The organism is Afipia sp. GW821-FHT04G03, assembly GCF_059419985.1.
In genome coordinates, this window is sequence record NZ_JBWKSV010000003.1 from 412,146 (window position 1) to 438,676 (window position 26,531).

Sequence of the window (26,531 nt, forward strand, 5' to 3'; positions counted from 1 at the left end):
CAGAATTAACCCGCCAACGCGCGGACTGCCTCAATGCCGGGCAGAAACAGGTAAGCACCACCACGGACACGGACAAACGGGCGCGGCCGGTCGATATGGTGGTTCGCTGGCCTGTCCTGGATCGTGGCCACGTCTCCAGCGCAACTGAAATGTCCAAGTGGATCTGTGCCGGCGTAAAGGCCGTCGAAGCGAGTGTTGTTCAACCATGAATGCTGGATCATTTCGAATTGCCCGGCGATATCTGCATTGAGAGCGATGAATGAAATTCCACGCATCGTTTGGCTGCCAGCCGCACTTTCCTTGGCCATATCCAATCTTTCGCCATAAGGCCTGCCGCGCCTGATAATGCGATGCATTTTTGAAAGACGCAGCGCTGTATCGGCATCCGGCCCGATCGTGTCTCGCGGATTCGCGCGCCTGATGTGAGCCCCGATTGGGCAAGCCATGCCAAAGCGATCCTCGAAGTAATAGAGAAAATCGTTACGCGGCGCCGCGCCAGGAGGCCGGTCTATCGGAAACAGAGGATCGCCTTGGCGCGTTCGCCCAACGAGTTGGGATGCAACCTTTCCCTGGGCAAGTTGATCTGCCCGTCCATAGATACGTTCAGCCGTCTTCGCGACAAATTCGCTGAATGCAGGCACATCCTGTTCCAGTTGCCGGAATACAAGGTATGTCCCATTGCGCCGAATGTCTCTTGGTTCTGCATTTGCGCTGATCTTCGCGCCGGAGATATCCGAGATGCTGGTACGACGCTCGTTCTTATAACCGAGCACGAACTCGCCCGGCTTGACGAGGAGAATTCGCTTTTCATCCGGGGTCAGCTTCTTGTTGTGGTCGGCGTCGCTGCTGCGCTTCTTGCCGCGCCCGTTTGCCTTTGGCGAACCTTCAATCAAAGGCTGGGAAATGCCGTCGGTAAATCCAAAGTGCTCCTTGCGATCTTCATAAATCCGGCCGTCGATAATGAGCGGTTCGCCGTTCTGCCGCATAGCAAGCACGGCGGCACCCGCCATTTCGGCGATCTCGGCATTGATGAACGAGAGAAGTTTCGTTTTATCGGCAGCGTAAAGCAGCAGCATTCCGTCGATGTCGCGAATTTCTTTCCAACCACCCCACTCCCAGAGCTCGGGCGAGCTGTCACCAACATCCCCGAGAACGTTTGACCGTCGCGGAAACTTCGTTTCCGCTGTCGGCTTCGGGGCCATTCCTTCCAGAAACTCCAGAGAAAAGCTGTTCAGTACGTCGTCACTGACACGGAGATGCTTCAGGCCAGACGCCGTAAGCGCCAGGTTTATCGCCTGCTTGCCACCGTTGGCCGTCGCGCACGTCAAACGGCTCGACAATCGTCGCAACCATTCTCTTGCAGAGTCAACCTCGCCGGGCACGAAGTGCCAAAAGACGTAAGCGGAGAATGGCAACTTTGGATACCCGCTCAGCACCAGCCTCTGAACGTCATCCCATTCAACCTTCTCCATGGCAGCTGTCCATATCAGAGGTTTCGAAATATCGCGTCGATCTCGCCATAGTTCAGCGGCTTGAACAACGACTGTCTCAAATCGGTACTCGCATTGATATTGATAACGCTGAGCGTGGGATATGCACTGTACCAGACGATCGTCTCAACCTGGCTTTGGCGGACATAAGCCTTGAAGGGCTGTTCGGCCTGCGCGCCTTTCCAGAAGAGAAATTTCGGTGCAGGAAAACCGTAGGATTTTCCATCGGCCGTAACGAACGTGTTCGACCAAATGGCATTCAGACCCTTCACCGCCGCCAGATCGATGAACTCGTTGAGATAGCTTTCCCAGGCGCCTCCGTAATTATCGAGAAACAGGAGTCGCTTCCCGCCGTCGATCATCACCCACCGCGCCGACAGGATTGTCGGTATGCCGCCAAGCTCCCCCCGGTTAAACCAGAAACGGGACAGCAGGTTGATCACAAACAGTGCAAGCCGTAGCAGCCAACACCGAATGAAGCCCGGCTTTACGGAGGTTATGCTCGCCAGATGGTTCTGATATCTGTTGATGCCACCCTCTTCGCGGGCATACTTCACGGCGTTCGCACGGGCTCGGACGATGAGCTCGGCAGGCTCCGAAAAGTTGCTTTTGTCCCTGATCTCGAGCGTTCGTATGAGCGCGAAGATCAAAACTCCAGCGGCATAAAAGGTCAGGATGCCAATGAACCCGTAAGCCACAATGACAAAAATCACATAAACGAATGATCGCGCGACCGTCGCTATCTGCTCGCTGACGGCAAACGGGATATGACGTGCAACGAGCAGGATGCCGATCGCGCCCACGACAACCATCGCGAACCTGTCAATATCCAACAGCAACCGGCGCACATTCTCACGAACGGCATCGTATGGCCGAAGCTGGACGGCAAGCTTCAGCGACGTCGTCCAATAGTTCAGAACCGCCAAGATCAAGCCGACCGCAATGAGACGCCCGATGATCGATGCTGTCGTTACGAACGATGACCAGAAGCCGGATTGAGCAATGCCTGCCGATCGCGCCGCGGTCATTCCTGAAATAATGGCCAGGACGATAGAGCCGACAAGAAACACGATCAAAACATATCTGACGATAACCGCGATCTGGAGCGGGAAACGATTGATGAAAAGCTGATCGTGAGGATTCTTCGTCCAGCTGGTCAGAAACAGTTCAAAGACACGCACGATCAGCCATACGACGGTCAACGCGATCAGGATGTGGAGGATCGCGGGCTCAATGGTAATGTGACTGGCAATCCCGGGGAACCGAGACACCATAAGGTTGCTGATTTTGGCCCCGATGTGACTCACTTGTTCGAATGTCCGAATGATATGTTCGTGCAGCACAAATGGCCCCCACCCGAGCAGCGCGCCCACGGCTACACCGACCGCACAGACCACGACGAACGCCGCGATGACGGTCCCAGCCACAATCGCCAAGCGCTGTCGTATCTCCCAGGGTATTGGCGCAACTTGCTCGAACCAGCGATTATCGTTCTGGCCGCGGATCACATGCCGACGCACCTCGTTCAGAAACCCGACCGACCGCGTTGGAATAGCTTCGCCCGGCTGGCATCGTTTCGAAAGGAACGTGAGAATATCGCGGCGGACAAGGCTTTCGCCTTGAATTTGCGCAACGGAACGTCCCCGACTGCCGCTGAAAAAAGTGTTCGCGCCGACGTCATGGCTCACAAGATATTCTTCGATCAGCTGCGGTGCCGCGAGCCCGGAAAACGGATAGTCCGCACAAAACCGATACACTTCATGCATGCCTGCAGACGCGACATCCAGCAATTCACTGAGAAAATCCTCTCGGGACCCGTCGAATGTTGCTTCGAACACGAGGCTCGGTGGAAATTCGCTGTCGGTTTTGAGGATAACGAAGCTGCAAAAATGCAGGCTTCCGATCTTGTCGAACCGAAACAGCGGCCGGCATTCAATGGAGTCACCGGCGAGACCTGGCTCGGCATTGTTGCGCAGATATTCCCGACACTCATCCACACGATCGGGATCGAGCGGCGTGATGATGGTCGTGTAGTTCGGGTTCACCGTTCCTGAGCCCCGGTCGCTTGCTTATTGAATGTAAGCACAAATGAATATGGCGCTGGCCCCTCATAGCGGATCCGGCCATCGGAGCCGGACGCACGGGCGAGACCTGGCAGACGCAGCAGTGCCCGCACCATTTCCATGAGCGCGCCTTCCGCAACATATCTCCCAAAACAACGACGCTCCCCGTCACCAAAATGAATGTAACTCTTGAGCGGTCGCTGCGGATCGAAGCGCAACGAATGTGGAAATGCGTCCGGGTCGAACATGGCGGCCAGCGGCGCTGCCAGAACACGCGCACCCGCCGGCACAATGCGCACACGCCTAGTTCCGCTTGCGATGATTGTTTCGCGCGGACAATCGCGGACCAGCAGAGGAAGCATCGGACGAAACCGGAGAGCCTCATAGATGTAGTGCGTCAGCGCCTCGTGTGATTTCAACACACGCTCGGTGGCCGAGCGCCGCTCGATTTCCGACGCACCGCTGGCGAAACGTTTCTCATCTACTTCCGCTTCGTCGAGCGCCGCGACGAGCCTCTGCGCCTCCCTCAAGGCATCCGGACGTGCGACGAGCTGATCGACCGTCTGCGACGTGCCGCGGACGACTGTTGCCAAGCCGGTCGCAACCAGACCGGTCAGGTATCGTCGTATCCAGTCTTCATCAAACCACTTTGGCGTGCCACCCGCGTGCAGCAGTACAGTGAGACGCGTCAGCAAATTATCGGGAAGCTCGGTTCGGCGCGACGCGTTGATTACCGACTTTACAACTGCAATCTGCTCCAGCAGTTGTTCCGTCAGGGCCACCATGTCCTCACGCGAGTCGATCCACGGCTTCGATCCGACCGGCGGATTGACCATAATGATACCGGCCAAATTACGCGTGGCGCGCGCCATGCGGCGCATGTCGTTCTTCAACGGAGCAACGCCGAAATAGTCAGCGGCGATGCGAATAACAGCAGGTTCCGCAAGCTCGGCCACCATGTCAATCCGACCGTCATTGGCGGCGGCGGCTATCCGCTCGCAGCATTCTTCAGCAACAGATTTCCGGATTGTCTGCGGATCGATCTCCCGCTTGACCACACTCTGGAGAAGCCCCCGCTCGCGCGCATGCTGCTCGTTCCAGTCAACCGTCATCAGGAACGGGCCCCACGGCATTCCCGGCTCGATTACCTCGCCAAGTGTGAAGTCATCGAAGCGTCCGAGCACTTCGCGGACATCGCTCATCTTGGTGAGAACCACGAGTTTTCCGAAAATCGAGATCGGCCTCACGCCGCGCAGCAGCGTAAAGGCAAGCTTGAGAAGCCAGAGCTGTGAAAAGATGTAGGAGCTGAAACGGTAGCCAGCCATTTGTCTGGCCAGCGATATCTTTTGCAAGAACCGGGTCAGCGCGCCGCCGTCAGTTGCCCGCCACTCGCGGCGTCGAGGCGCAGCAGAGCCGTGATGCCGACCTTCGATCATTGAATCAGGAACGTTCGTGCTCATGACGACATCCCGCAATTATCGCTGGCAACGAGCCTTAAAAATCCAAGCCGGCAACAGGTTCAGCAGATCGCAGAATATCATCTCCACGAAGGAACGGCCAATACTCAGAGGCATGTGAGCGGAAACCAGCCAGCAGGTTTTTTGGACAACGAAAGCATCAATGCACGCCCTGCAAATCTCCAATAACAACAATAGTTTGGGCGGTGCACATGATCACCGTGCGCGCAACGGCCGGGATTGTTCGACCGCCTCGCGCCTTTGAAAGAAATCGCCATGTTTGCATGCGCGGAAGGTAACGCTCCGTCGGGCTTCTCCCGGAGCACCAGCCTTCTATTTCCATAAGTTACCACAAAGCAGGATTGGATTGTCCGCCCGGGCGCCGGCTCGCATGACATTTCGCCGATCAAGTCGAAATTCGTGAGCGGATGAACGCGTCGAGTTTGGGGGAACGAGTCATCTGCCGGCAATCTCGGTTCGCTGATCGGATTGTCGCCCTTTCTCATCCAATCACGCATAGCCGTTGTCGACTACGACACGATCGCTAACAAACGCCCGAAAGCTGTTCCTATTCGCGGAACGTCACTGAAATGGGTATTGGCGACGTCGCGCGACCGCGCACGGTTTCCGGCGTCAGCGCGATGACTCAAAGTATTGAAAAATCTTGTTCAAGAGCATCAAAGACGAGAAATAGCAGGCTTCACTGAAAGATCGTTGCAAGCGAGTGTCAACAGGGCGTCCGCGCCTTTGTTGACACTCGCACACGCAACGAACCCAAAGCGTTCACCTCGGATCATCAATCACGATGCCGGGCTGCCTTGCGAGACAAACTTGGTGGCGAGATAGGCTTCCACAGCCTCAAGCCCGCCTTCAGAGCCGTAACCCGAATCTTTGACCCCGCCAAATGGTAACTCGGGCAATGCCAGTCCGTAATGATTGATCGACAGCATTCCGCTTTCGATACCGGTTGCCAGTGCGGTCGAGGTCTTCACCGAACGCGTATAGGCATAAGATGCAAGGCCATATGGAAGACGATTGGCTTCCGTCATGACTTCATCGAAATCCTTGAAGCGTGACATCAGAGCGACGGGGCCGAACGGCTCCTCGTTCATCGCGCGCGCGGATTTTGGCACATCGACGAGCACGGTCGGCTCGAAGAAATAGCCCTTGTTCTGGCTTCGCTTGCCACCGGTGAGCGCCTTGGCGCCATTCTTGAGCGCATCATCCACAAGCGAGCCGATCGCCGCCTGACGACGGTCGTTGGCCAGCGGTCCAATGGTCACGCCGTCCTCAAGACCGTTGCCCACCTTGAGGGCCTTCGTTTTCGCAACGAATTCATCGACAAACTGATCGTAGACGCCGTCCTGGATCAGGAAGCGCGTCGGCGCGATACAAACTTGGCCGGCATTGCGGTACTTCCCACCTGCCAGCACGGCCGCTGCGAACTTGACGTCGGCGTCATTAAATACAATCGCCGGAGCATGGCCGCCAAGCTCCATAGTGATGCGCTTCATATGCGCACCAGCCAAAGAGGCCAATTGCTTGCCGACCGGCGTCGACCCCGTAAAGGAAACCTTGCGGATGACCGGATGTGAAATCAGGTAATCCGAAATCTCCGACGGCACGCCATAAACCAGATTGACTACACCTTTCGGCAAGCCCGCATCGGCCAGCACGCGGATTAACTCAGCCGGGGATGCAGGAGTTTCCTCAGGCGGCTTAATGACCACAGAGCAACCGGCCGACAGAGCCGCGCCCAGCTTACGCACCGCCTGGCTCATAGGGAAATTCCACGGCGTGAATGCCGCCACCGGCCCGACCGGCTCTTTCATCACCAGATTGTAGATGCCCTCACCCCGCGCCGGGATCATCCGCCCATAGGTACGGCGGCCTTCTTCGGCGAACCAGTCGAGAAAGTCCGCGCAGCCCAGAATCTCGATTTTCGCCTCGGCGACAGGCTTGCCCTGTTCGAGCGTCATCATGGGCGCGATGGACTCAGCGCGCTGGCGCAGCAGGTCCGCGGCCTTGCGCAAGATTCCGGAGCGATCGAGCGGCGACATCTTGCGCCAGACCCGAAAGCCGCGTTCAGCCGCATTCACTGCAAGTTCGAGGTCCTCGCGCTGGGCATGGGCGACCTCGCCGATTTTTTCTTCCGTAGCTGGATTAACGACTGTAATCGTCTTCCCGGACAGACTGTCGCACCACTCGCCGTCGATAAAGAGCTGAACTTTTGACACCCGAATTCTCCCTTAGCGGTTTCTTGAGTTTCAATCAGTGCATAACAGAGCCACCATCGACCACCAAGGTCTGGCCAGTGACAAAATTACTATCATTTGAAGCAAGAAAAAGTAATGCGCCGACGAGATCCTCTGGCATCGATTCCCGCTTGATTGCACGGCTCGATACAATGGCCGCGGCAACATTCTGCCAATCTGGATGGGATTGGACGTTGCTGCTCATGACAAGACCCGGCGCGATAGCGTTGACGCAAATATTGCTGTCTCCAAGCTCGCGAGCAATGGCGCGTGTCAGCGCGATCACGGCTCCTTTGGACGTCACATAGTGCAATAGATACGGGCTGCCTTTAAATACAGTGCCGGATGAGATATTGATGATCTTGCCCCCACCGGACTTTTTCATGGCGGGAACCGCGGCGTTTATCGCCTGCCAGACACCGCGCACATTGACCGTCATGACGCGATCCCACTCCTCGGATGCGATGTCGGCAAAGCCCTGCATCTTCAACGATCCGAACATACCAGCATTGTTCACCAGCACATCGAGACGGCCAAACCTCGCAACCGTGTGCTCGATCATGGCATCAAGTGACGATTGACTGGAAACGTCGGCCTTCACGGCACTCGCCTCCCCACCGGCTCCGTTGATCTCGGCGAGAGTTTCTTCAGGCACCGCAATATCCGACACACAAACCTTGGCGCCAGCGGCGGCGAGCGCCAACGCATAGACCCGCCCAATGCCTTGTGCTGCGCCAGTCACGATGGCAACCTTGCCATCAAGTCGCTTCGAAGCCGTTGTCATTCCATTTTCCTGCATACAATTGAGAGTTCGGATGGGGTCAGCTTGCCGCTTAGACGGCGATCGCGGCAAAGAGCCGCTCGCGATCCGCTTCGGATTTTCCATCGCCTGTCACGATAATGCGCCCGCGTTCCACCACACAGAAACGATCGGTCACCATGAGTGCCTGATGGACATTCTGCTCGACTAGCAAGATTGAGGCGCCGTCGTCGCGCAGATCGCGGATCATTTTGAAAATGTCTTCCACGATCATGGGCGCCAATCCTTCCGTAGGCTCATCGATCAACACGAGCTTCGGCTTTCCCAGCATCACGCGCGCCATCGCGAGCATCTGTTGCTCGCCACCTGATAGCGTGGTCGCGAACTGCTTGCGGCGCTCCGCCAGGCGCGGCAGCCGCACGTAGATGCGGTCGAGCGCATGTCGTTCCTCTCGCGCGCTGCGGCCTCTCACTTGCAGCAGAGCAATACTGAGGTTCTCCGCAACCGTCAGGCCCGGAAAGATGCGCCGGTCTTCCGGCACAATCCCGACACCCAGATGACATATCTTGTCGGAGCTGCGGCCATCCAGCCGCGCGCCGTCCAGCATGATCTGTCCCCGCGCAGGCGCCACCCAGCCCGCGATCGTTTTCAGCAGTGTCGTCTTGCCGACGCCGTTGCGGCCAAAAATGCCGATGATCTCGCCGCTGTCAGCTTCGAGATCGATTCCCTGAATGATATGGCTCAGGCCATAATACGTGTGCAGCCCTTCGATTTTCAGCAGCATTACGCGTGTCCGAAATAGGCTGCCTGGACGGCAGGGTTGGCGCGCACGGATTTGGGATCGCCGGCAGCGAGCTTGCGGCCCTGATGCATGACGACAATGTAATCCGATATACTCATCACTAGACCTACGTCATGTTCGATCAAAACGACCGTCACACTGTTGGCGAGCGACCGGATTAATTCTTTGGTCTCCTCGGTGTCACCCTGACTCATCCCCTGGGTCGGTTCGTCGAGCAGCAGAACTTTCGGTTCGGAGGCAAGACAGACAGCGATTTCCAGCCGGCGCTGTTCACCATGGGACAAGCTCCCCGCAAGTTCGTCGGCTTTTGAACCGAGATCGAACCGGTCGAGCATTTCCTTGACCTTGGCCAGCGCGCGGACGCTCTTTCGAGTCAACAGGAAAGCGTTTCGCCGCGGCTCCAGAACTTGCGCTGCAATCCTCAGATTCTCCCGCACCGTAAGATCGAAAAACAGATTCGTAATCTGGAATGAGCGTGACAGACCGCTCGCTTTCATCTGCTCTGGCGACTTTCCCGTCATGTCGACGCCGTCGATCCACACCCGTCCGGAGCGGGGACGAAGCGCGCCGCTCATCAAATTGAAGAGCGTCGATTTACCCGCACCGTTAGGGCCGATCACGGTGGTCACCCGAAACCGTTCGATATCGAAGGTGACATCGTCAACCGCCTTCAATCCTCCGAAGGCGATGCCGAGTCCCTCAATCTTCATGACAGGTGATGTCACGATTTGACCTCCTGCGAGACAGCCACCACACGTTCAACGGGTTCGGATTTGGCTGACCGTGCCGCAAATCGCAGAAGCCAGGGCTGAACAATCCCAATCAGCCCTCGAGGCAGGAACAGGATCGAACACATGAAAAGCGCACCAATGAAAATCAGATGATGCTCGGTCCAGCTCCCGACGATCGACTTGATGATGACAAGCAGGACGCTGCCGTAAAGTGCTCCGGCCAGCGTCCCCACGCCCCCCAACAGCACAGAGACCACCGCATTGCCGGACACAGTGAACGACATCAGTTCGGGCGACACGAAGCCGCGCAGCATCGGATAGAGCGCCCCGGACAGGCCTGCCACCAACCCAGCGAGCACGTAAACCACCATCCGCGCGCGCCACGATGAGTAACCCAGGAACGGAACACGCTTTTCGTTGACTTTCAGTGCAATCAGAACGCGCCCGAACGGCGTTTCGAGAAGGTATGAAAGGGTCGCGTAGAGCGCCGCCATAATGCAGAGAACGACCAGAAAAAAGCCGACCGGATTGCCCGCGGACACCGACAACGTACCGATGCCGATATCAATCACCGGAATGCCGATGATACCGTCTGACGCTCCCAGTTCGCGGGTGTTGTATACGATCTTGCCGACGACCTGAGCGAGACCAAGAGTGATCAAGGTGAAGTAAACACCGCGGACACGATTGGCGATAATGCCACCGACAAAGGCCACGACGAGGGAGACCCCACCGGCCGCAACCATTGCAAGCCAGAATGACGGCGTTCTGAGCAGCACAAGCGCCGACACATATGCGCCGATGCCGAAATAGAGCGCCTGCCCAAGCGACAAGGCTCCAGTATAACCCAATAGCAGATCGACGGAGAGCGCAAGGCCCGCAAAAATGAGAGCTTCTGTACTCAAGCGAAGATAGAATGCATTGCCGGACACCATACCGAAAAGAGCCAAAGCCAGCGCCCCGCCGACGAAGACCTGCATCAGAAGGTGGTTTGCGCGCATGATCTGGGATTGCCGGTCAAGCATGACCCAGTCTCCCGAACAGTCCCTGCGGGCGGAACATAAGAAACGCGACCATCGTTCCAAACACGATCGGGTCGGTCCAGACCGGTGAGATCACGAGGCTTGCGAGGGCCTGCACCTGCGTCAGGAAAATGCCGGCAATGACCGCGCCCCAAATTGACCCCATTCCACCGATGATGACCACGGAAAACGCGAGCAGGATAAAATCGCGTCCCATCGTCGGAAACACCGAGTACAAGGGAGCAAGCAAAATACCTGCGAGTCCGGCAAGCGAAACACCGAGCGCAAACGTGCCCGCATAAACCCAGCCCACCGGAACGCCCAGCGACGAAACCATCAGGCGGTCGAACGCCGCAGCACGCACCACCGCTCCCAGGCGCGTACGATAGGTCACGAACGCCACAGCACAGATGATGGCTGCACCGATTCCGATCAGAAGCAGCCGATAGTTCGGAACGATAATTCCGAAGATTTCGAGTGCGCCTGATACCGGCGCATCGATGCGGTGGGTGTTGGGCCCGTAAATTGCCTTCAGAACATCCTCGATGATCAAAGACAGGCCGAACGTCAGCAGAAGCGTCGAGACATGCCGATCCTTGCCGTCGAACACGCGTCGTATCAAAAATCGCTCTGTGAGTATCCCCAATGGCGCCATCAAAATCGGCACCAGCGCGATCAAAATCCAGAAATTGACTCCGGTAGCCGCCAAAGAAAGGCCTGCAAATGCACCTACCGCGTAGAATTCACCGTGACTCATATTAATGACGTCAAGCAAGCCAAAAATAATGGTCAGTCCCAGCGCGACAAGCACAACAGCCGTCCCCAGCGCCAGCCCGTTGATGACCTGAGGCGCCAGGACAAATTGAATGTAGTCGATCAATCCCATGATGCTTTCCACCGTGTGGCGCTGCGGCGCTCTTCGAGCGCCGCAGCGAAAGAATCAGAAGCGAGTGCACTGATCCGGACCGATCGCGTCTTCGGCCGCGACCTGACCGACGACATCGAACTGGCCGTTCTTGATCTTCACGATGTACATCGGCTGCATGGCCTGATTGTCACCGGCGCGGATCGTCTTCTGGCCCTGAGGCGTCTGCCACGACAGTCCGCGCAGCGCTTCACGAACCTTGTCGGTGTCAGCCGAGCCAGCCTTCTCAACCGCCGCCTTGTAGGCATAGAGCAGCCCATAGGAGTCCGCGGCGAACAGATCAGGGTCCGTCTTGAACATCGCGCGGAATGCACCGACGAACTTTTTATTCTCGATGGTATCGATCTTGGGTGAATACCCCGATCCCGTAACGTAACCCTCCGCGGCTTTGCCGACAGCAGCCAGATTTTGCGAAGTGATCGTTCCCGACGAACCGACCACACCCGCTGTCCGCAGGATTCCAAATTCATCGAGCTGGGTCAGAAAGCGAACAGTGTCGTTGCCAGCCACCGACGTGTAGATCATGTCAGGTCGCGCTGCGCGAATCTGGCCGAAGTATTGCGAATAGTCCTTCGAATCCAGCGGAGCAAAAACCTCGCCCACGACCTCGATCTTGTTTTTCGCAGCGCCGGCCTTGAGCGCGGCTACACTTGACCGTCCCATCTCATAATCAGGACCGACCGCAAATACCTTGGCGGTTGGCTTTTCTTTCCCAAGCCAATTCGTCAGTGCATAGGATTGCTGCTCGGCGCGAGCATTGACGCGGAATACGTTCGGCGAGCACTTGTCGCCCGTGATCGAATCCGCGAACGAAACGGTGGTCGACACCAGCTTGTTGTTTCGCTCCCCGAGTTGTCCAACTGCGAGCGTCGAACCCGAGTTGACCATGCCTGTCAGGAAATCGACCTTCTCGACCTGAAACAGGCGTTCGGCCTTCTGAACGGCGACAGAGGGATTTGCTTCCTCGTCTTCAAAAATGAGGACAACTTTTCGGCCAGCAATGCCGCCGGCGCTATTGATCTCACTTGCTGCGAGCTCCAACCCCCACCGGACCGGCTGTCCGATGCCCGCATAAGTACCGGAGAGAGGCGTCACCACTCCGACCTTGAGCGGCTCTTGTGCATGACTTTGAGACGATGCACACAGTCCGACGAACAACCCTGTCATCACGATGTGCTTGAACTTTTCCATTTTTTCCTCCCTCATTCTGATTTCAATGACTCTGCGTTTGCTTTAGATCATCACTTTGTATGTTCGGTCTTATGCAAGTGACCGGATTTCCTTTGAGAAATTGCGGGGAAAATATTCGTGCAAAAGAAAAATGTTCGTCAGGGAGCTACAGCCGTATCCGGCCGCACCGTGCTCGATCTGGATCGGCACATCCCGTACTTTTTCACTTACATCTCGAACAGGCTGTCGCGCGGTGCTTCCGACACCTACCGGAATCACTTCGGTCTTGGGATCACCGAGTGGCGCGTGATGGGCGTCCTCGCGGGAATGCCTGACATCAGCGCGAACCAGATCATCAACGCGATCGGACTCGATAAAGGCGCGGTCAGTCGCAGCCTGCACGTCCTTGAGGACGAGCGTCTTGTTACGAGTGAGCCCGATCCCGATGACAACCGCTCGCGGATCATGCGGCTGTCCAAATCCGGCAATGCTCTCCATGACCGCATTATTGCTGCAGCGCTTGCGCGCGAAGAACGGCTGCTGTCGACTCTTTCGCCGGAAGAGATCGAAACTCTCATCGTCTGCCTGCGAAAGATGCGCGCTAATGTGCCTTACGTGAACGCCTACGACCCCACGAGCCCCACTCAAGGCAAACGGAAAAAGTAGCGAGATGGAGGCATTTCTTTGGCGAAGATGGCTTTCGCGGATGGCTCGGCCTGTCATGGACAAACCTCCAACGCCGTCTCACGCGCCTGAATCTCCATTGCCTTGATATCGAACTGCGCGGCAGTGACCTGCTCCGGTGACAACCGAACGTTATGCTTTAATAAGCGCCGGCCAGCCATGTGATCGGCCGGGCGGTTGACGGATTCGATGGCAACGAGATTTTTTCTTCTGAAGCAGAATACTGAGAAGCAGCCGCCATCCATTTCGCCTGAAACCAGGACTTCATCATGCCCTGCTGCAAGGCCAACAATCTGCAATTTGACGTCGCCCTGGTCGCTCCAGAACCACGGCACGCTTGCATAACGCATCTGCCGGCCCACGAGTTTCGCAGCCAGGACACGTCCCTGATCGACGGCGTTCTGCACCGATTCCAGCCGCGTCAACATACCGTCCGCGCCGGCCGGAAAAGCTGCACAGTCGCCGATGGCGGAAATATGCGGGGCGCTGGTCGTCAGGAATTCATCGACGACGATGCCATTGTCCACCAACAACCCCGCTGAAGCTGCCAGCTCTGCATTTGGAACCACACCGATTCCAACCAGAACGAGATCCGCCGCAAGCCGCTCACCGGTTCCGAGTTGAATTCCAGTCACCTTCCCATCGACGCCGTCGATCGCAACAACGTCGGCATTCATATGAATCTTCGCGCCGCTTTTTGCGTGAAGGCCGTGAAAATAATCCGACGTCAGTGAACTGACGGCACGCGCCATAGGCCGCGACGCGATGTCGAGCACCGTCGTGGCAATACCGCGCTTCCGAGCAACCGCAGCGACTTCGAGACCGATAAAGCCAGCACCGATGACGACCAAGTGTTTGGCCTGTTCAAGCTTGGCCCGGAGAACCTCGGCATCGGCCGCAGTTCGAAGATAGCAAACCCCGTCGAGATCTGCGCCGGGAACCTGCAGAAGCCGATTCCGCGTGCCGGTCGCAAGAACAAGATGATCGTATCGGAGAATTTCTCCTGAGCGCAGCGTGACCAATAGGCTCGAACGATCGATTTTTGAAACCGGCTCATTGGACCGGACCTCTATCATTCTGTCGTCGAAGAATTTCGACGGCCTGAGTGATAGTCCGGTGGCCTGCGCCCCGGATTCGAGCGCCGCCTTGGAGAGAGGTGGTCTCTGGTACGGCAAATGCGGTTCATCGCCAATCAAAAGAATGCGGCCCGCGAATTTCTCATCGCGCAGCGAAGCCGCGGCTTGGAATCCCGCCTGACCCGCGCCGACGATGATGACCGTTTCGGGCGCCGTCATAGCTGGCTCTCGGGTAGATGAACCACAAGGCCATCGAACGCTTCTGTAACACGGAGCTGGCAACTCAGACGGCTTTCACTCCGTCGCTCCGATGCCGCAGAATCGAGCATCGCGTCTTCAACAGCGCTGACCGGGGGAATTGCTTTCGCCTGATCCTGTTTTTGATCCACATAGACATGACATGTTGCGCACATCGCGGATCCGCCGCACTCACCAACGATACCGTTGAGACCTGCGCCGACGGCCGCGTGCATGAGCGTGGTGCCGACCGGCACATCGAGGACGTCCTGGCGTCCATTAGATTGAATGAAGGTGATCGACGGCATTGAATCTTTACCGCCTCACGCGTGAAAGCGCAGAGGAAGGCGCTCGAAGCCCCTCAGCGTATTGTGCAACTGGCGAACCGGTGAATCGGTCATTTCTATCCGACTCACCCGTCGCGCAAGCGCGGATAAGAGCACCTCAACTTCGAGCCGGGCGATCATTTGTCCAACACAACCGTGAATGCCGGCCCCGAACCCGACATGCCCCGTTGTGCTGCGCCGAACGTCGAAATTGTCGGGATTGTTCCATTTGCGCGGATCGCGGTTCGCGGCACCGATGGACACAAGGACCTTGCTGTCCTTTTCAATCTGAACGCCCGCGAGTTCCGTATCGCACGTCGTCGTTCGGAAGAATGTCTGAAACGGCGATTCAAAGCGCATCATTTCCTCGAACGCCGCTTTCACCATCGCCGGCTCGCTCCTAACGATGTCCCATTGGTCGGGATGACTGGCGAAACAGAAAAGCGCACTGGCTATCGCGTATGTTGTCGTATCAATTCCGGCTGACAGAAAGGACCGGACCAACAGCGCGGCGTGCCGTTCGTCGATCTCTCCAGAATCAACATGACGATAAACTTGCGCGCCAAGATTGCCGTCCGTCAGGTTTTCACGCTGACAGGCCATGTTGACCCATTGCGACACCTCGTCGGCATTCGCCATTGCACAGTCGAACAGTTCGTTGCGAGGCCCCATGCCATTAAACACCATGTTGCCCCAAGCGATCAGATGGTGCCGGCCCTCGAGAGGTACGCCAACCGCATCTGCAAATACCTTCATGGGGAAGGCTTCAGCAAATCCGGTAATGCCCTCAACCGTTCCGGCCTTGACGACCTTATCGACCAGAATTTCCGCTTCCTTCTCGAACGTAGCGCGCAAAGCGCGCAGCGCCGCGGGGGAGAGAATGCGGCCGACGATTGCGCGGTTGGCGGTATGGTCGGGCGGATCTGTTTCAAGAAGAAGGCTTGGCGTTCTCCAGCCGCCATTCTTACGCTGATCGAGAATTCCGACGCCGCCGCCCGAACAAAAAGTCCGCCAGTCTGTCAGAACGGACTGCACTTGCTCGTAGCGAGCAACAGCCCAGACGTTCCATTTCTCGAGCCAGACAACGGGGGCAAGATCTCTCATCCGCTCATGAGATGCATAGGGATCGAGGATGTAACCCGATGAAAAAGGATCGATGTCGGTAGCGGTCCGATCAGCAATCACGTCCATGGTCATTCTCCTCCTAGTGACTGAAACGAACGTCCGTCGATCCGGCATCGCACAAGAGAAACGAGCCCCTGTGATTCATCAGGCCCGCTCGTTCGGCAAAACCAGATTCCTCCGAGCGATCAGCAAACCGTCCGCACTCGCATGCGCCTAGTTAGTTGCCACCTCAACTTTATTCTGTCAACCAACTTCAGGAATTGTACGGGCGTACAATTTGCATTTCTGTTTTGCATTGCACCCATTTCGACAGCTTGGAAATGAACGGTCCGGCGTCACCAAGCACTGGAAATAGAGACCCAGGCGAAATGCGTTGTTCGACATGCCGCTGCATGCACGCAGCGGATTCCGCCTTCCTGCAGTTATTCCCGTGCCTTAGTGCTGCGACGTGATGGCGCTCGTATCGAATGAGGCTTGACTTGTCTCTCACCTAATCGCACGATCGTGCAAATAAAAATTAATTACTATAGGGGAGAGAAAATTGTCACACTGTATCAATCGAAAGGCATTGTCACAGTTGCGGTTCGCGCTCGTGATTGCTGGCAGCATCCCACTCCTTTCCTCGGTCGCTGTCGCCCAGTCGCCTGACGTCGTGAAAATCGGCTGGCCAGCCGGCTTTGCGTCCAACATGGCGCACCTGACTTTCGGCAAGGAGCTTGGCCTCTTCAAGGACGACAACCTCGACTACGAGGTCGTCTCCATGCAGGGGACTTATCCCGTCATTCAGCAAATACTGTCGGGAGGATTCGACACCGGTTATGTGGGCGTGGAAACCGTGGTCAATGCACTTCAGCCAGGCGCGACACCAATTCCATTGCGCTTTGTTTTCAATTACACGCGGCAGTCGATCTGGGAGATCGTTGTTCCCGAGAACAGCCCGATCAAAGGACTTGCCGACCTGAAAGGTAAAACAATCGGAATCGCCGGTCCGACATTCGGCAACGTCCCCGTCACCAAGGCTGCGTTGGGCGTTGTCGGTATCCAGCCAAGTCAATACTCGCTTTTCACCGTCGGTACTGGCGGTCCAGCATTCCGGGCGATGACGACTGGACAGGTGGATGCCTTGAATCTTTGGGACACCATGCACGCGACTCTCGAAGCTTCCGGCTTCAAACTCCGCGAGGTCAACTTTCCAAGCGAATTCAACGGAAACCCAAGTCACGGGTTCGCGGTCACAGACGATCTGATGAAAAACAAGCCCGAGTTCGTTGCCCGTTTTGGCCGCGCCATCGCTAAAAGCATCGTCGCCTGTGACGCCAATCTAGAAGAATGCATCCGGTCGTTCTGGCGAGCTTACCCTGCCCAAAAACCGCAAGGCCTGGAAAGCGAGGCGATGGCAAAAGAACTGAAGATCCTGTCGGCGCGTATGAAGAAGCTGCTTTACTTTGGGCCGGGAGAAAAGCCGCTGTTGGGCAGCTTTACCGATGCCGAGTGGCAAGGCGTCATCAAGTCGCTCAAGCTCGGCGGCGTAATTACGGTCACCGACCTACCGATGGACAAGCTTTATACGAACCGCTTTGTAGCCGACTTCAACAAGTTCGACCGCGCGGACGTCATCAAGCGAGCCAAGGCGGCTACGAAGTAAACGATATCCGGAGTCCTCTTACGACAAAGCCGCCGACAATTGTCGGCGGCTTGCTTTTGGTCGGTCGAAGGGTCAACCTCGACGGGTTGTTTATGCCGGCTCGAACACCGGATAGTTCGAAGTCCCGGCCAGCACCCATGTCAGGCGGACCGGCATGTCGATCTTGAGGGCTTTCGGATCGCAATTAATGATGTTGGTCAGAATCCGCACGCCTTCTTCGAGCTCGACGCTCGCGATGACGTAAGGCTTCACGTCCTTGAACGGAGGCGGAGCCTTATATGACAGCGAGAACGAATAGATGTGCCCTTTCCCGCTGGCTTCGCGCCATTCCAGTTCGCGTGTGCCGGTGTAGACACTGACCGGCCGGGGATAGAACTGGTACTTGCCCGATTTCGGGCAATACTGAAGCATCAGCTTCTTGTCCTTCGCGCCGTCCCAGAACGGCTTGCTGAAGTTCAACGGAATCGGAGCAGGACGCTGTCCCGCCAAGGGATCGAATTCGATCGACATTATGCAGCCTCCAAAATCAATGCGGTGCTTGAGCCCCAGTTACGTCCGTACGGTATCCAGCCGATTCCGGTAACGATCGCATTGGCATGATCCTTGATCTGGCGGGCGCCAGCCTCACCAAACAACTGGCGCAAAGCTTCCGACAGATTATGCGCACCGCCTGCCAGTCCGGCCTGCCCTGCTGAAATCTGTCCGCCGCCCGTGTTCAACGGAAGATCGCCGCGATAGGTCATGTCGCGCTCGTTGACGAATTGGCAACCGCGCCCTGTTTCACAGAAACCGAGATGTTCGAGTTGCATGACGATGGCGATAAGAAAGTCGTCGTAGGGCTGGAACATCTTGATGTCGGAAGGCTTCATGCCAGCGCGTTCAAACGCCCGCTTGCCCGCAGCGCGGTGACCGCCCTCGGTGATGTCGGGAGTCGGGTTTGTCTCCATGTAGTTTACCCGTTCGCCATAGCCAATCGGATGGACCATCTTCTTTGCGCCCATCTTCTTCGCACGCTCGGTCGTCGTAACGATAAACGCGCTGGCGCCGTCGCATACCATGACGCAATCCAGCATCCGGATCGGGTCGGAAATCATCGGCGATGCGAGGTAATCGTCGACCGTGATCGGCTTTTTAAGCTTCTCACATGCGAGATCATTCATCAGCGCATGGTTCCGCTGAGTCACCGCAAGCTTTCCAAGCGCCTTGGGATCCAGCCCGTACTGATGATCGTAGCGCTGGCTGATCAATGCGAAGTATCCCGGAGGACCCATGATGCCCATCGGGTACTGGAATTCGCCTCGGAAAGCTCCAATAGCCTGCTTGTTTTCACTGGACTGCGGATCGGATGCGATGACAACAACAGTTTCGCAGAGCCCTGCTTTAATTGCCGCGGCAGCGCGCGCGATGTTGCCGGAGGCCGACGCTCCGCCAAGATCCGTCACCTGGCACCAGTCCAGTTCAAGCCCGAGATAGGCCGATAGAATCGGCCCATAAAACGGATTGCCGGCATCCGCAAAGCTGGAAGAGACAGCCATGCCATCGATCTCGGATTTTTCAATCCCGGCATGCGCGAGTGCGCCAGCCATGGCTTCGCCGGCCAGATCGTAGACGCTGCGGCCAGACCGGAATTCGATCTTTGTCTCGGCAAAGCCGATAATTGCGATATCGCGATTTATCATTGATTTTCCTCAGGGTTCCTCGACGTTTTACTTGCCCGCAAAGGCGGCTACACGCTTTTCCGTGAATGCCTTGACGCCTTCGCGCATGTCCGCGGTACCGAACATCAACTGGTAGCCGCGCCGCTCGAGCTTCAACCCGGCATCGAGCGACGTATCGAGGCCCGCATTCACCACCTCCTTGATCTGCTGCGCTGCCAGCGGCGCAAGCGTTGCAATCTGCGCGGCGATCTCAAGCGCGCGCGGTTCGCAGTTGCCCGGAACAATTTCGCTGACGAGGCCCATGCGATGCGCGTCGTTGGCGTTGATGAACGCGCCTGTCAGCAGCAGGTACAACGCGTTGTACTTGCCGACCGTCCTCGGCAGCCGCTGTGTTCCGCCAGCGCCTGGAATCAGACCCAGCTTGATTTCGGGCTGACCGAACTTGGCCTTGTCGTTCGCGATGATGATGTCGCACTGCATCGCGAATTCGCAACCGCCGCCAAGCGCAAAGCCGTTAACTGCCGCAATGACCGGCTTCGGAAAATCCATCACGGCGCGGGTCGTGTAAGCCTCGATCGCGCCGACGACGTCGCGGCCTGCCTGCTCCTGAATGTCCGCGCCGGCGGCAAATGCCTGTTCGTTGCCCGTCAAAACAACGCAACGGACATCGGGATCGTCCGCCAGCTGGGCGAAGTGTCCATGCAGAAGGCGGCGCACTTCGGTGTTCAGCGCGTTACGCACATCCGGGCGGTTGAAGCGGACGACGGCGACGTGCGGAGATGGTCTTTCGACAAGGACAACAGGCATGCGGGCTATCTTTCCTTTGATCTTGCTACGGGCAATCCGGGATCGGTTAACATAATTCGCACGACCGTGCAAATAATCCAAAGATACAAAAAAACCGCCGGCCTTATGACCGACGGTCTCTATAATTGCGCCAATGAGCTTAGCTGATCTCGGACAATTCCCGGATCGAAGGCTTCAAAGTCTTGCCATCCGTCTCAGGCTTACGCCGCTCCAAGACCTCGAAATACTCCTCGAGAAGCTTTTCGCAATGCGCACGATTTTCTGCATCTGCACGCAATATCTGACGCATGACGAGTCCGTGGACGAAGATCAGGAGATGCTCGGAAGCGCGCTGCGCCTCAAGATCGGCCGGCAACTCCCCAGCCTTGATAGCGCTCTCGATCAGCCTCCTCCAGAAGCCGAGTTGCTTCTCGAAACGCCGGTTTTGATGCTTCCGCAGCTCAGTGCTTCTGGTGCCGGCAGCGGCGTAGTTGACCCAAAAGCGCCAGAACCGGTCGTTCGACGAGCGAAAAATATGGCTGAAGGCAAACACCTTGAGTTGCGCCAGCGGTGAAGAACTGGGCTCCTCTTCGGAGGGTGTCTCATAGGCAGCCTGAAGCGCCGCCATGATCAGCTTTTGTTTGTTTCCAAAATGGTAGTTGATCGTTCCGGTGCTGACCTCCGCCCGGTCGGCGATCTGTCGCATGCTGGCTCCGTCAATGCCGGATTCCGAAATGACTTCGTAAACAATGCCCAGCAAATCCTTGCGCCTCTGAACTCGACCAGGCCGCTTTCCGGCAATGGCTTTCGATTTACTCTTCATGTTCCGGGAATCCAATTTCGAGCGTTGTCCGCGATCCGATGCGGCAAATTATCGGGTCTTGCATCTACCGGCAATGATAGCAGTTTTACGTCGCAAAAATAACCCGCAATGAAATTATTTGCACGACCGTGCGAATTGTGCACAATGGCTCCTGCACTGCCGCCGAATGGCGGATCAACCGGCAAACGGGCGCAGACCCGCACACACAAAACCCATCAATCCGCGGACGGGAAACCGCAGATATCTCGCGAGAGGCCCAAGGTCGCACCAATATGTCGAAACCGGATCAGACAACAAAACAGATGCGTGGCGATTCTCCGAATCCCGTGCTCTCGATCAACCAGATGAATCTGACCTACAATTCGAGCCGTGGCCCGATTCCAGCCATCCGCGATCTGTCGTTCTCGATCCGGAAAGGCGAATTCGTTTCGATCCTCGGGCCGTCCGGATGCGGCAAATCGACCTTGCTTCGGATTGTGTCAGGTCTGCTGCGTCCGACCTCAGGCAAGGTTGTTCTGGCTAACGCCGAGGTTAAAGCGCCGCGGCCGGATGTCGGAATTGTCTTTCAGCAACCGACGCTTCTCCCATGGAAGACTGTTCTGGAGAACGTTCTCGTGCCGATCAGGGCCATGCGCATGCCCATCGCCGAATACAAGGATCGCGCGCACGATCTTCTGCGGCTCGTCGGGCTGGGCGACTTCGTCAATCACTATCCGTACGAACTTTCCGGCGGAATGCAGCAACGGGTCGGCATCGCGCGCGGCCTTATTCACGACCCTGCGATGCTGTTGATGGATGAGCCATTTGCAGCACTCGACGCAATGTCGCGCGAATTCATGATGGACGAATTGCAGCAGATATGGATGACCACCGGAAAGTCCGTGCTGTTCATCACCCACTCGATTCCGGAGGCGGTGTATCTATCGGATCGTGTCCTGACGCTGTCGCAGCGTCCGGGTCGCGTTATTGACGACCTTAAAATCGACCTTCCTCGCGTCCGGGACGTCGAAACCATGGGACAATCCATGTTCGGCGAGTATGCAACCCACCTCAGGGCGCTGTTCAAATCAAGCACCACGCAATCTGCGAGGACCGCATGACAAAATTTCGCTGGATTGAAATTGGGATTTCCATCTCGTTTTTCGTGATCACCCTGCTGCTGTGGGATCTCTCGGTCCGCTTCTTCAAGGTGCCCGCTTATCTTGTCCCCTCGCCGCTTTCCGTCGGTGGAGCGCTCATCGATGGCCTTATAGGAGGCACCTTCTATCCGCATATCGCCGCGACGCTTTATGCAGTGGTCGTTGGCTATCTCCTCGGCTGTTTTCTCGCCATCGCGATCGGCGCCCTTCTGGCCGAAATTCCGCTCATCGAGCGAGCGCTGATGCCCTATATCGTCGCGTTGCAATCGATGCCAAAGGTCGCCCTCGCGCCGCTCATCATCGTCTGGTTCGGATTTGGGATATCCTCCAAAATCGTCCTGGTCGCACTGATCTGCTTCTTCCCTGTTTTCATCAACACACTGGTCGGCATCCGCTCGGTCAATCCGGACATCGTGAACCTCTACCGTGCGTTCAGTGCATCGCGATGGAATATCCTGCTCAATGTCAAACTCCCCGCGGCAGCATCATCCATCTTCGCTGGCCTTCAGATCAGCGTCGCTATGGCGCTGATCGGCGCAGTCGTTGGCGAATTCATCGCATCCAAGGCCGGACTTGGTAACTTATTGCAGGCTTCCTCTATGACGATGGATGTCGCAACGATGTTCGCGGTGGTCATCGTTCTCGCCGCCATCGGGGTGGCCGGAAATGAGATCCTGCAATACCTGCATCGCAAGGTGGTCTTCTGGGAGAACAGAAACCATCTTGCGGCAGAAGGCGCATAATCATAGCGCTTGGGGAAGGCCATGTCGTCGACAGTAAAAGCAGCCGCAATGCACGAGACGGAATTCAGCGCGGTTGACCCGCTCAACGGCGGCAGCGCGGAAGCCTTGCTGGCGTCCATGCCGTCGCGGCTCGCAGGGCTGGTTCAGCGGCAGGCCTTGACCGCGCCGCATCGCATCGCGCTCATCTCGGCTGGGAAGTCCGTTACATATCTGGATTTTTGGCAAGCTATTGAACGCGCCAAGGACTTGCTGAAAGCGACCGGTGTTGTCGGTGGCGATCGTGTGATGATCGTGAACGAGAACTCCATTGCCGCTGTCACATTCATTTTTGCCGCGACCGATCTCGACGCATGGGCGAGTCCCATCAATGCACGAATGTCAGCGCGCGAGATCGAGGCCTGCCGCGCATACAGCGGGTGCCGCACAGTCGTTTACACGGTCGGAGATTCAACGGCGGCGGCGGATCACGCCGCGCAGGCACAGGCTCGGCCGCACGAAGATCCTGTTTTTGGCAAAGTCGCGTTCGGAGCCACGGACGTCAACGCGCAACCTGAGCCGGTTTATGCGGAGAAAGAACGCCAGACCGCCATTCTGCTGTTTTCGTCGGGCACCACAGGTGCGCCGAAAGGCGTGATGCTGAGCCACCAGGCTATCATGTATATGGGCGGAAACATGGCCGAGCTCCGCAACATTACGCCAGACGATGTGTTCTACAATATCACGCCGGTGAGTCATGTTATCGGTCTCGGAGCGATGCTGACAACGGCAATCTGGGCCGGCGGCACAACCGAACTCGTGACTCAATTCCGTCCCGACAGTTTCGTGACCGCGCTCAAGGCCGATCGCATCACCTACGTCATGGGCGTACCCACGATCTTCGCGCGACTGCTCGAATACGCCAAGAGCAACAACGTTTCGCTGCGATCCAATCGGTTGCGCTTCATTGCCGTCGGTGGAATGCCGCTCGACCTGACACTGAAGACGCAAATCGAAGAGGCCTTCGGGCTCGAGCTCGGTAATTCATACGGGATGACAGAGATCGCGCCGATCACGCGATCACGCGGCGCCACAATAGGTCGATCGGTCGGTGTGGTGCAGCCCGGAATCGAAATCCGTATCGTTCGCGAAGACGGCAAGCATGCCGCGATTGGAGAACCCGGAGAGATATGGGTCAAGGGCCCCAATCTCATGCTGGGATACTATAAAAACGAGCTCACAAACGCTGAAGTCAGGCGGCCCGACGGCTTCATGACAACGGGAGACATCGGATCTCTGGATCAGGACGGTAATCTGTCTCTGGTCGGTCGAACGAAGGACGTTATCATCCGTAGCGGATTCAACGTCTACCCTATCGAGGTGGAGGCGGTCTTGTCGCAGTTCCCCGGCGTTGCGCTGGTGGCTGTGGTTGGCCGCGCCGTGGATGGCAACGAGGAAATCATCGCCTATGTTCAACCGACAGCAGGCCGTCAGCTCAATGTTGCCAAACTTGATGCCTGGGCGAAGGAGAATCTCACTGCCTATAAACGGCCAAAGGAAATTGTTCTGACCAACGAATTGCCGATTGGCCCGACAGGCAAAATCTTAAAATCGAAACTGAAAGCCGATTTCGCTAAGCCATAGATTTCTCTCTCGAGAATCGATGGATCAAAGCGAGCGCGGTCGAGCATGTCAGGCCCGAACGTCACCAAGCAGCGGCAAACGCTCTTGTCCAGGCGCGTATCGCACCACATCGCTCTTGGCGATCATGCGAGTCAACCAGTCTGGATTAGCGAGATAAGCTCGAGCGATCGAGACCGCGGTTGCACCACCCTCCTGAAGCGCAGCTTCGCAATCCTCAAGTGTCGTCAAACCGCCATTGGCGATGATATCGCCGGATGCTGCTGCCCGGACGGTACGAAAGAGCGGCTCACCCCATGCCTCGGTGCGCAACGCCTTGCGCGTGCTGACGTGGATGATGTCGGTGCCCGCACCGCACAGCGCTCGCACTATCTCCGTCACCTCGTCCTGGCCACCAGGCGGCTGATACGCAGGGTCATCCATCTTGTAGAGGGAGAAATTGAAACTCAGCGGCAAAGCCCCAATCGCCGCACGCACGCTCTTCACCATTGCAAGGGGTATCTCGAGACGCGACTTTAACGACCCACCGAACATGTCGGTACGGCGGTTGGTGCTGGCAGAAAGAAAATCATCGATGAGGTAGCCGCGTGCGCCATGGATTTCCACGCCATCGAACCCGGCCTCGCATGCCCGTCGAGCAGCATCTCCAAATGACGTAACGATCTCTTGGATTTCAGTCACGGTAGCAGCGCGCGCCACCGCATTCGGGCGTCCGGTCTGCCACGTATTTCCTGCCGCAACGCCATCGCTTGCGGCCAGATGCAGCGGATTCAAACCCGGCTCGGCAAGCCGTCCGCCGTGTTGGAGTTGCGCGAAAATCCGACCGTCAGCGGCATGCACCGCATCGACGACCTTCCGCCACCCTTCGCCCTGCCTGTCGTTGGCAAGTCCGGGTTGATTGAAATATGCGCGGCCGGATGTTTCATCGGTATAGACGGCCTCGGTCATCACCAGCCCAGCGCCGTCGCGCGCGTAGCGCGCATAATAGTCGGGCATATCGGATGAAACGACGCCGTCGGTCTGAGCCTGCATGCGCGACATGGGAGCGACCACCACGGCATTGCGCAGTTCCATGGACGCGAGACGCGTCGGCTTGAGTGCCTTCATCCGCCCCGTCCCTTGAGATTCTGCGAGGCAGCCGCCCTGCGCATCGGTTGTCCGACCGAGAGCGAAGCCTGAATTCGGTCTGCCGCAGTCTGCAAGCTCGGCAGCAGCCGCTTGACCATTGCATCTTCCTTGACCGCGGGCTGATTGATGCTGACGTTCAACGCAGCAATCACCCTGCCATCGACCTGACGAATGGGGACCGATAGTCCGGAGACGTTCTCTTCGATCTCGCTGCTCACCCATGCATACTGCTGGCGAGTGACATCCTTGAGCAGCTTGCGCAGACGTGCTGGGTCCACAACCGTGCGGGGTGTAAACGCCTTGAGACGCGCGCGCGCGAAGTAGGAATCGAGCTGTGTGGGGCCTAAATCAGAGAGCAGCACCCGCCCCCCCGAATGGCAATAGAGCGGTAGGCGCGAGCCGACGATTACCCCTTGGCTCAAAATGCGATGAATGGGAATGCGCAAGACATAGACGAGATCTGTATCGTCCTGGACGGCTATGGCGCAGGTTTCGCCCACTTCCTCGACAAGATCCTGCAATATCGGGCTGGCAAACGACCACAATGGCGTAGATGCGAGGTAGGAATATCCAAGCGCCAGCACCTTGGGCGTAAGGATGAAGTGCCGCACCCCTTCGCGCGCGACGAAGCCGAGATCCTCAAGCGTCATGAGTATGCGCCGCGCCGATGCTCGCGTGAGGCTGGTTACGGCAGCCGCTTCTGCAAGTGTCAAAGCAGGTGTTTCCGCACTGAACGCCTGGATCATGGAAAGCCCCTTCGCCAAACCATTGACGAAGTGCTTTCCGCGGGCGCTGTCCTCCTCACTATCCTGGCGGCGATCCACCGCCTTGCCGCGTCGAGACTTTTTGGCCTTCGTCGTCATATTTCC

General features: G+C 57.2%; 24 protein-coding genes. 5 read left to right on the top strand and 19 right to left on the bottom strand.

The window, feature by feature from the left end; all coding sequences use genetic code 11:
- Positions 1–5: 5 nt before the first annotated feature.
- From AC07UB_RS16365 to AC07UB_RS16410, 10 genes are all read right to left on the bottom strand, one after another.
- The gene (locus tag AC07UB_RS16365; RefSeq protein ID WP_494654433.1) at positions 6–1,472 is read right to left on the bottom strand and encodes a Dyp-type peroxidase; all 1,467 of its coding nucleotides are present in this window, start codon (positions 1,470–1,472) and stop codon (positions 6–8) included.
- A gap of 14 nt (positions 1,473–1,486) precedes the next feature.
- Entirely contained in the window at positions 1,487–3,535 is a 2,049-nt protein-coding gene (locus tag AC07UB_RS16370; protein WP_494654431.1) for a hypothetical protein, read from the bottom strand.
- Positions 3,532–5,013, bottom strand: coding sequence for a cytochrome P450 (locus AC07UB_RS16375; protein WP_494654429.1), 1,482 nt, complete (start codon positions 5,011–5,013; stop codon positions 3,532–3,534). Before AC07UB_RS16375 ends, AC07UB_RS16370 begins: the two co-directional genes overlap by 4 nt.
- Before the next feature lie 797 nt (positions 5,014–5,810).
- Positions 5,811–7,247 (bottom strand): NAD-dependent succinate-semialdehyde dehydrogenase, encoded by a 1,437-nt coding sequence (locus AC07UB_RS16380; RefSeq protein WP_492790517.1) that lies wholly within the window; start codon positions 7,245–7,247, stop codon positions 5,811–5,813.
- A 34-nt stretch (positions 7,248–7,281) separates the two neighbouring features.
- Positions 7,282–8,049: an SDR family NAD(P)-dependent oxidoreductase gene (locus AC07UB_RS16385; RefSeq protein ID WP_494654427.1), complete on the bottom strand. Its 768-nt coding sequence runs from the start codon at positions 8,047–8,049 to the stop codon at positions 7,282–7,284.
- Positions 8,050–8,098: 49 nt separating this feature from the next.
- Positions 8,099–8,809 (bottom strand): ABC transporter ATP-binding protein, encoded by a 711-nt coding sequence (locus AC07UB_RS16390; protein ID WP_492790520.1) that lies wholly within the window; start codon positions 8,807–8,809, stop codon positions 8,099–8,101.
- Entirely contained in the window at positions 8,809–9,537 is a 729-nt protein-coding gene (locus tag AC07UB_RS16395; RefSeq protein ID WP_492792678.1) for an ABC transporter ATP-binding protein, read from the bottom strand. The genes AC07UB_RS16390 and AC07UB_RS16395 overlap by 1 nt, the downstream gene beginning before the upstream one ends.
- A gap of 11 nt (positions 9,538–9,548) precedes the next feature.
- Positions 9,549–10,583: a branched-chain amino acid ABC transporter permease gene (locus AC07UB_RS16400; protein ID WP_494654425.1), complete on the bottom strand. Its 1,035-nt coding sequence runs from the start codon at positions 10,581–10,583 to the stop codon at positions 9,549–9,551.
- A complete protein-coding gene (locus AC07UB_RS16405) occupies positions 10,576–11,466 on the bottom strand; it encodes a branched-chain amino acid ABC transporter permease (protein WP_492790522.1) in 891 nt (296 codons plus the stop codon). Before AC07UB_RS16405 ends, AC07UB_RS16400 begins: the two co-directional genes overlap by 8 nt.
- 54 nt (positions 11,467–11,520) lie before the next feature.
- Positions 11,521–12,696: an ABC transporter substrate-binding protein gene (locus tag AC07UB_RS16410; protein ID WP_492790523.1), complete on the bottom strand. Its 1,176-nt coding sequence runs from the start codon at positions 12,694–12,696 to the stop codon at positions 11,521–11,523.
- A 117-nt stretch (positions 12,697–12,813) separates the two neighbouring features.
- On the opposite strand from AC07UB_RS16410, the gene AC07UB_RS16415 reads away from it, so the two are divergent.
- Positions 12,814–13,341 carry a MarR family winged helix-turn-helix transcriptional regulator gene (locus tag AC07UB_RS16415; protein WP_492790524.1) on the top strand — a complete coding sequence of 176 codons (528 nt, stop codon included), beginning with the start codon at positions 12,814–12,816 and terminating at the stop codon, positions 13,339–13,341.
- Between the two features lie 53 nt (positions 13,342–13,394).
- Here AC07UB_RS16415 and AC07UB_RS16420 read toward each other — a convergent pair whose 3' ends face one another.
- From AC07UB_RS16420 to AC07UB_RS16430, 3 genes are read right to left on the bottom strand one after another with little or no spacing between them, the layout of a single operon-like run.
- Complete coding sequence (locus AC07UB_RS16420) at positions 13,395–14,654, bottom strand: NAD(P)/FAD-dependent oxidoreductase (protein ID WP_492790525.1); 1,260 nt, start codon at positions 14,652–14,654, stop codon at positions 13,395–13,397.
- Positions 14,651–14,980, bottom strand: a complete 330-nt coding sequence (locus AC07UB_RS16425) for a 2Fe-2S iron-sulfur cluster-binding protein (protein ID WP_492790526.1) — start codon at positions 14,978–14,980, stop codon at positions 14,651–14,653. Before AC07UB_RS16425 ends, AC07UB_RS16420 begins: the two co-directional genes overlap by 4 nt.
- A 15-nt stretch (positions 14,981–14,995) precedes the next feature.
- Positions 14,996–16,189 (bottom strand): cytochrome P450, encoded by a 1,194-nt coding sequence (locus AC07UB_RS16430; protein ID WP_492790527.1) that lies wholly within the window; start codon positions 16,187–16,189, stop codon positions 14,996–14,998.
- A 475-nt stretch (positions 16,190–16,664) separates the two neighbouring features.
- Here AC07UB_RS16430 and AC07UB_RS16435 point away from each other — a divergent pair, with 475 nt between their 5' ends.
- On the top strand, positions 16,665–17,768 hold the full coding sequence (locus AC07UB_RS16435; RefSeq protein ID WP_492790528.1) for an ABC transporter substrate-binding protein: 1,104 nt from the start codon (positions 16,665–16,667) through the stop codon (positions 17,766–17,768).
- Positions 17,769–17,858: 90 nt separating this feature from the next.
- Here the strand turns inward: AC07UB_RS16435 and AC07UB_RS16440 are convergent, their stop codons facing one another.
- The 4 genes from AC07UB_RS16440 to AC07UB_RS16455 all read right to left on the bottom strand — a co-directional run bounded on the left by AC07UB_RS16440 (position 17,859) and on the right by AC07UB_RS16455 (position 21,035).
- The gene (locus tag AC07UB_RS16440; protein ID WP_492790529.1) at positions 17,859–18,278 is read right to left on the bottom strand and encodes a Zn-ribbon domain-containing OB-fold protein; all 420 of its coding nucleotides are present in this window, start codon (positions 18,276–18,278) and stop codon (positions 17,859–17,861) included.
- Positions 18,278–19,447: a thiolase family protein gene (locus tag AC07UB_RS16445; protein ID WP_492790530.1), complete on the bottom strand. Its 1,170-nt coding sequence runs from the start codon at positions 19,445–19,447 to the stop codon at positions 18,278–18,280. The genes AC07UB_RS16440 and AC07UB_RS16445 overlap by 1 nt, the downstream gene beginning before the upstream one ends.
- 27 nt (positions 19,448–19,474) lie before the next feature.
- Positions 19,475–20,233, bottom strand: a complete 759-nt coding sequence (locus AC07UB_RS16450; RefSeq protein ID WP_492790531.1) for an enoyl-CoA hydratase-related protein — start codon at positions 20,231–20,233, stop codon at positions 19,475–19,477.
- A 139-nt stretch (positions 20,234–20,372) separates the two neighbouring features.
- Entirely contained in the window at positions 20,373–21,035 is a 663-nt protein-coding gene (locus tag AC07UB_RS16455; RefSeq protein ID WP_492790533.1) for a TetR/AcrR family transcriptional regulator, read from the bottom strand.
- A 272-nt stretch (positions 21,036–21,307) separates the two neighbouring features.
- On the opposite strand from AC07UB_RS16455, the gene AC07UB_RS16460 reads away from it, so the two are divergent.
- From AC07UB_RS16460 to AC07UB_RS16470, 3 genes are read left to right on the top strand one after another with little or no spacing between them, the layout of a single operon-like run.
- The gene (locus AC07UB_RS16460; RefSeq protein ID WP_494654421.1) at positions 21,308–22,135 is read left to right on the top strand and encodes an ABC transporter ATP-binding protein; all 828 of its coding nucleotides are present in this window, start codon (positions 21,308–21,310) and stop codon (positions 22,133–22,135) included.
- On the top strand, positions 22,132–22,917 hold the full coding sequence (locus tag AC07UB_RS16465) for an ABC transporter permease (RefSeq protein ID WP_492790535.1): 786 nt from the start codon (positions 22,132–22,134) through the stop codon (positions 22,915–22,917). Before AC07UB_RS16460 ends, AC07UB_RS16465 begins: the two co-directional genes overlap by 4 nt.
- A 21-nt stretch (positions 22,918–22,938) precedes the next feature.
- Entirely contained in the window at positions 22,939–24,537 is a 1,599-nt protein-coding gene (locus AC07UB_RS16470; RefSeq protein WP_492790536.1) for a class I adenylate-forming enzyme family protein, read from the top strand.
- 48 nt (positions 24,538–24,585) lie between these two features.
- Here the strand turns inward: AC07UB_RS16470 and AC07UB_RS16475 are convergent, their stop codons facing one another.
- Both AC07UB_RS16475 and AC07UB_RS16480 read right to left on the bottom strand, forming a co-directional pair.
- Positions 24,586–25,641, bottom strand: a complete 1,056-nt coding sequence (locus AC07UB_RS16475; RefSeq protein WP_492790537.1) for an NADH:flavin oxidoreductase — start codon at positions 25,639–25,641, stop codon at positions 24,586–24,588.
- The gene (locus AC07UB_RS16480; protein WP_492790538.1) at positions 25,638–26,525 is read right to left on the bottom strand and encodes an IclR family transcriptional regulator domain-containing protein; all 888 of its coding nucleotides are present in this window, start codon (positions 26,523–26,525) and stop codon (positions 25,638–25,640) included. The genes AC07UB_RS16475 and AC07UB_RS16480 overlap by 4 nt, the downstream gene beginning before the upstream one ends.
- Between the last annotated feature and the right edge of the window lie 6 nt (positions 26,526–26,531).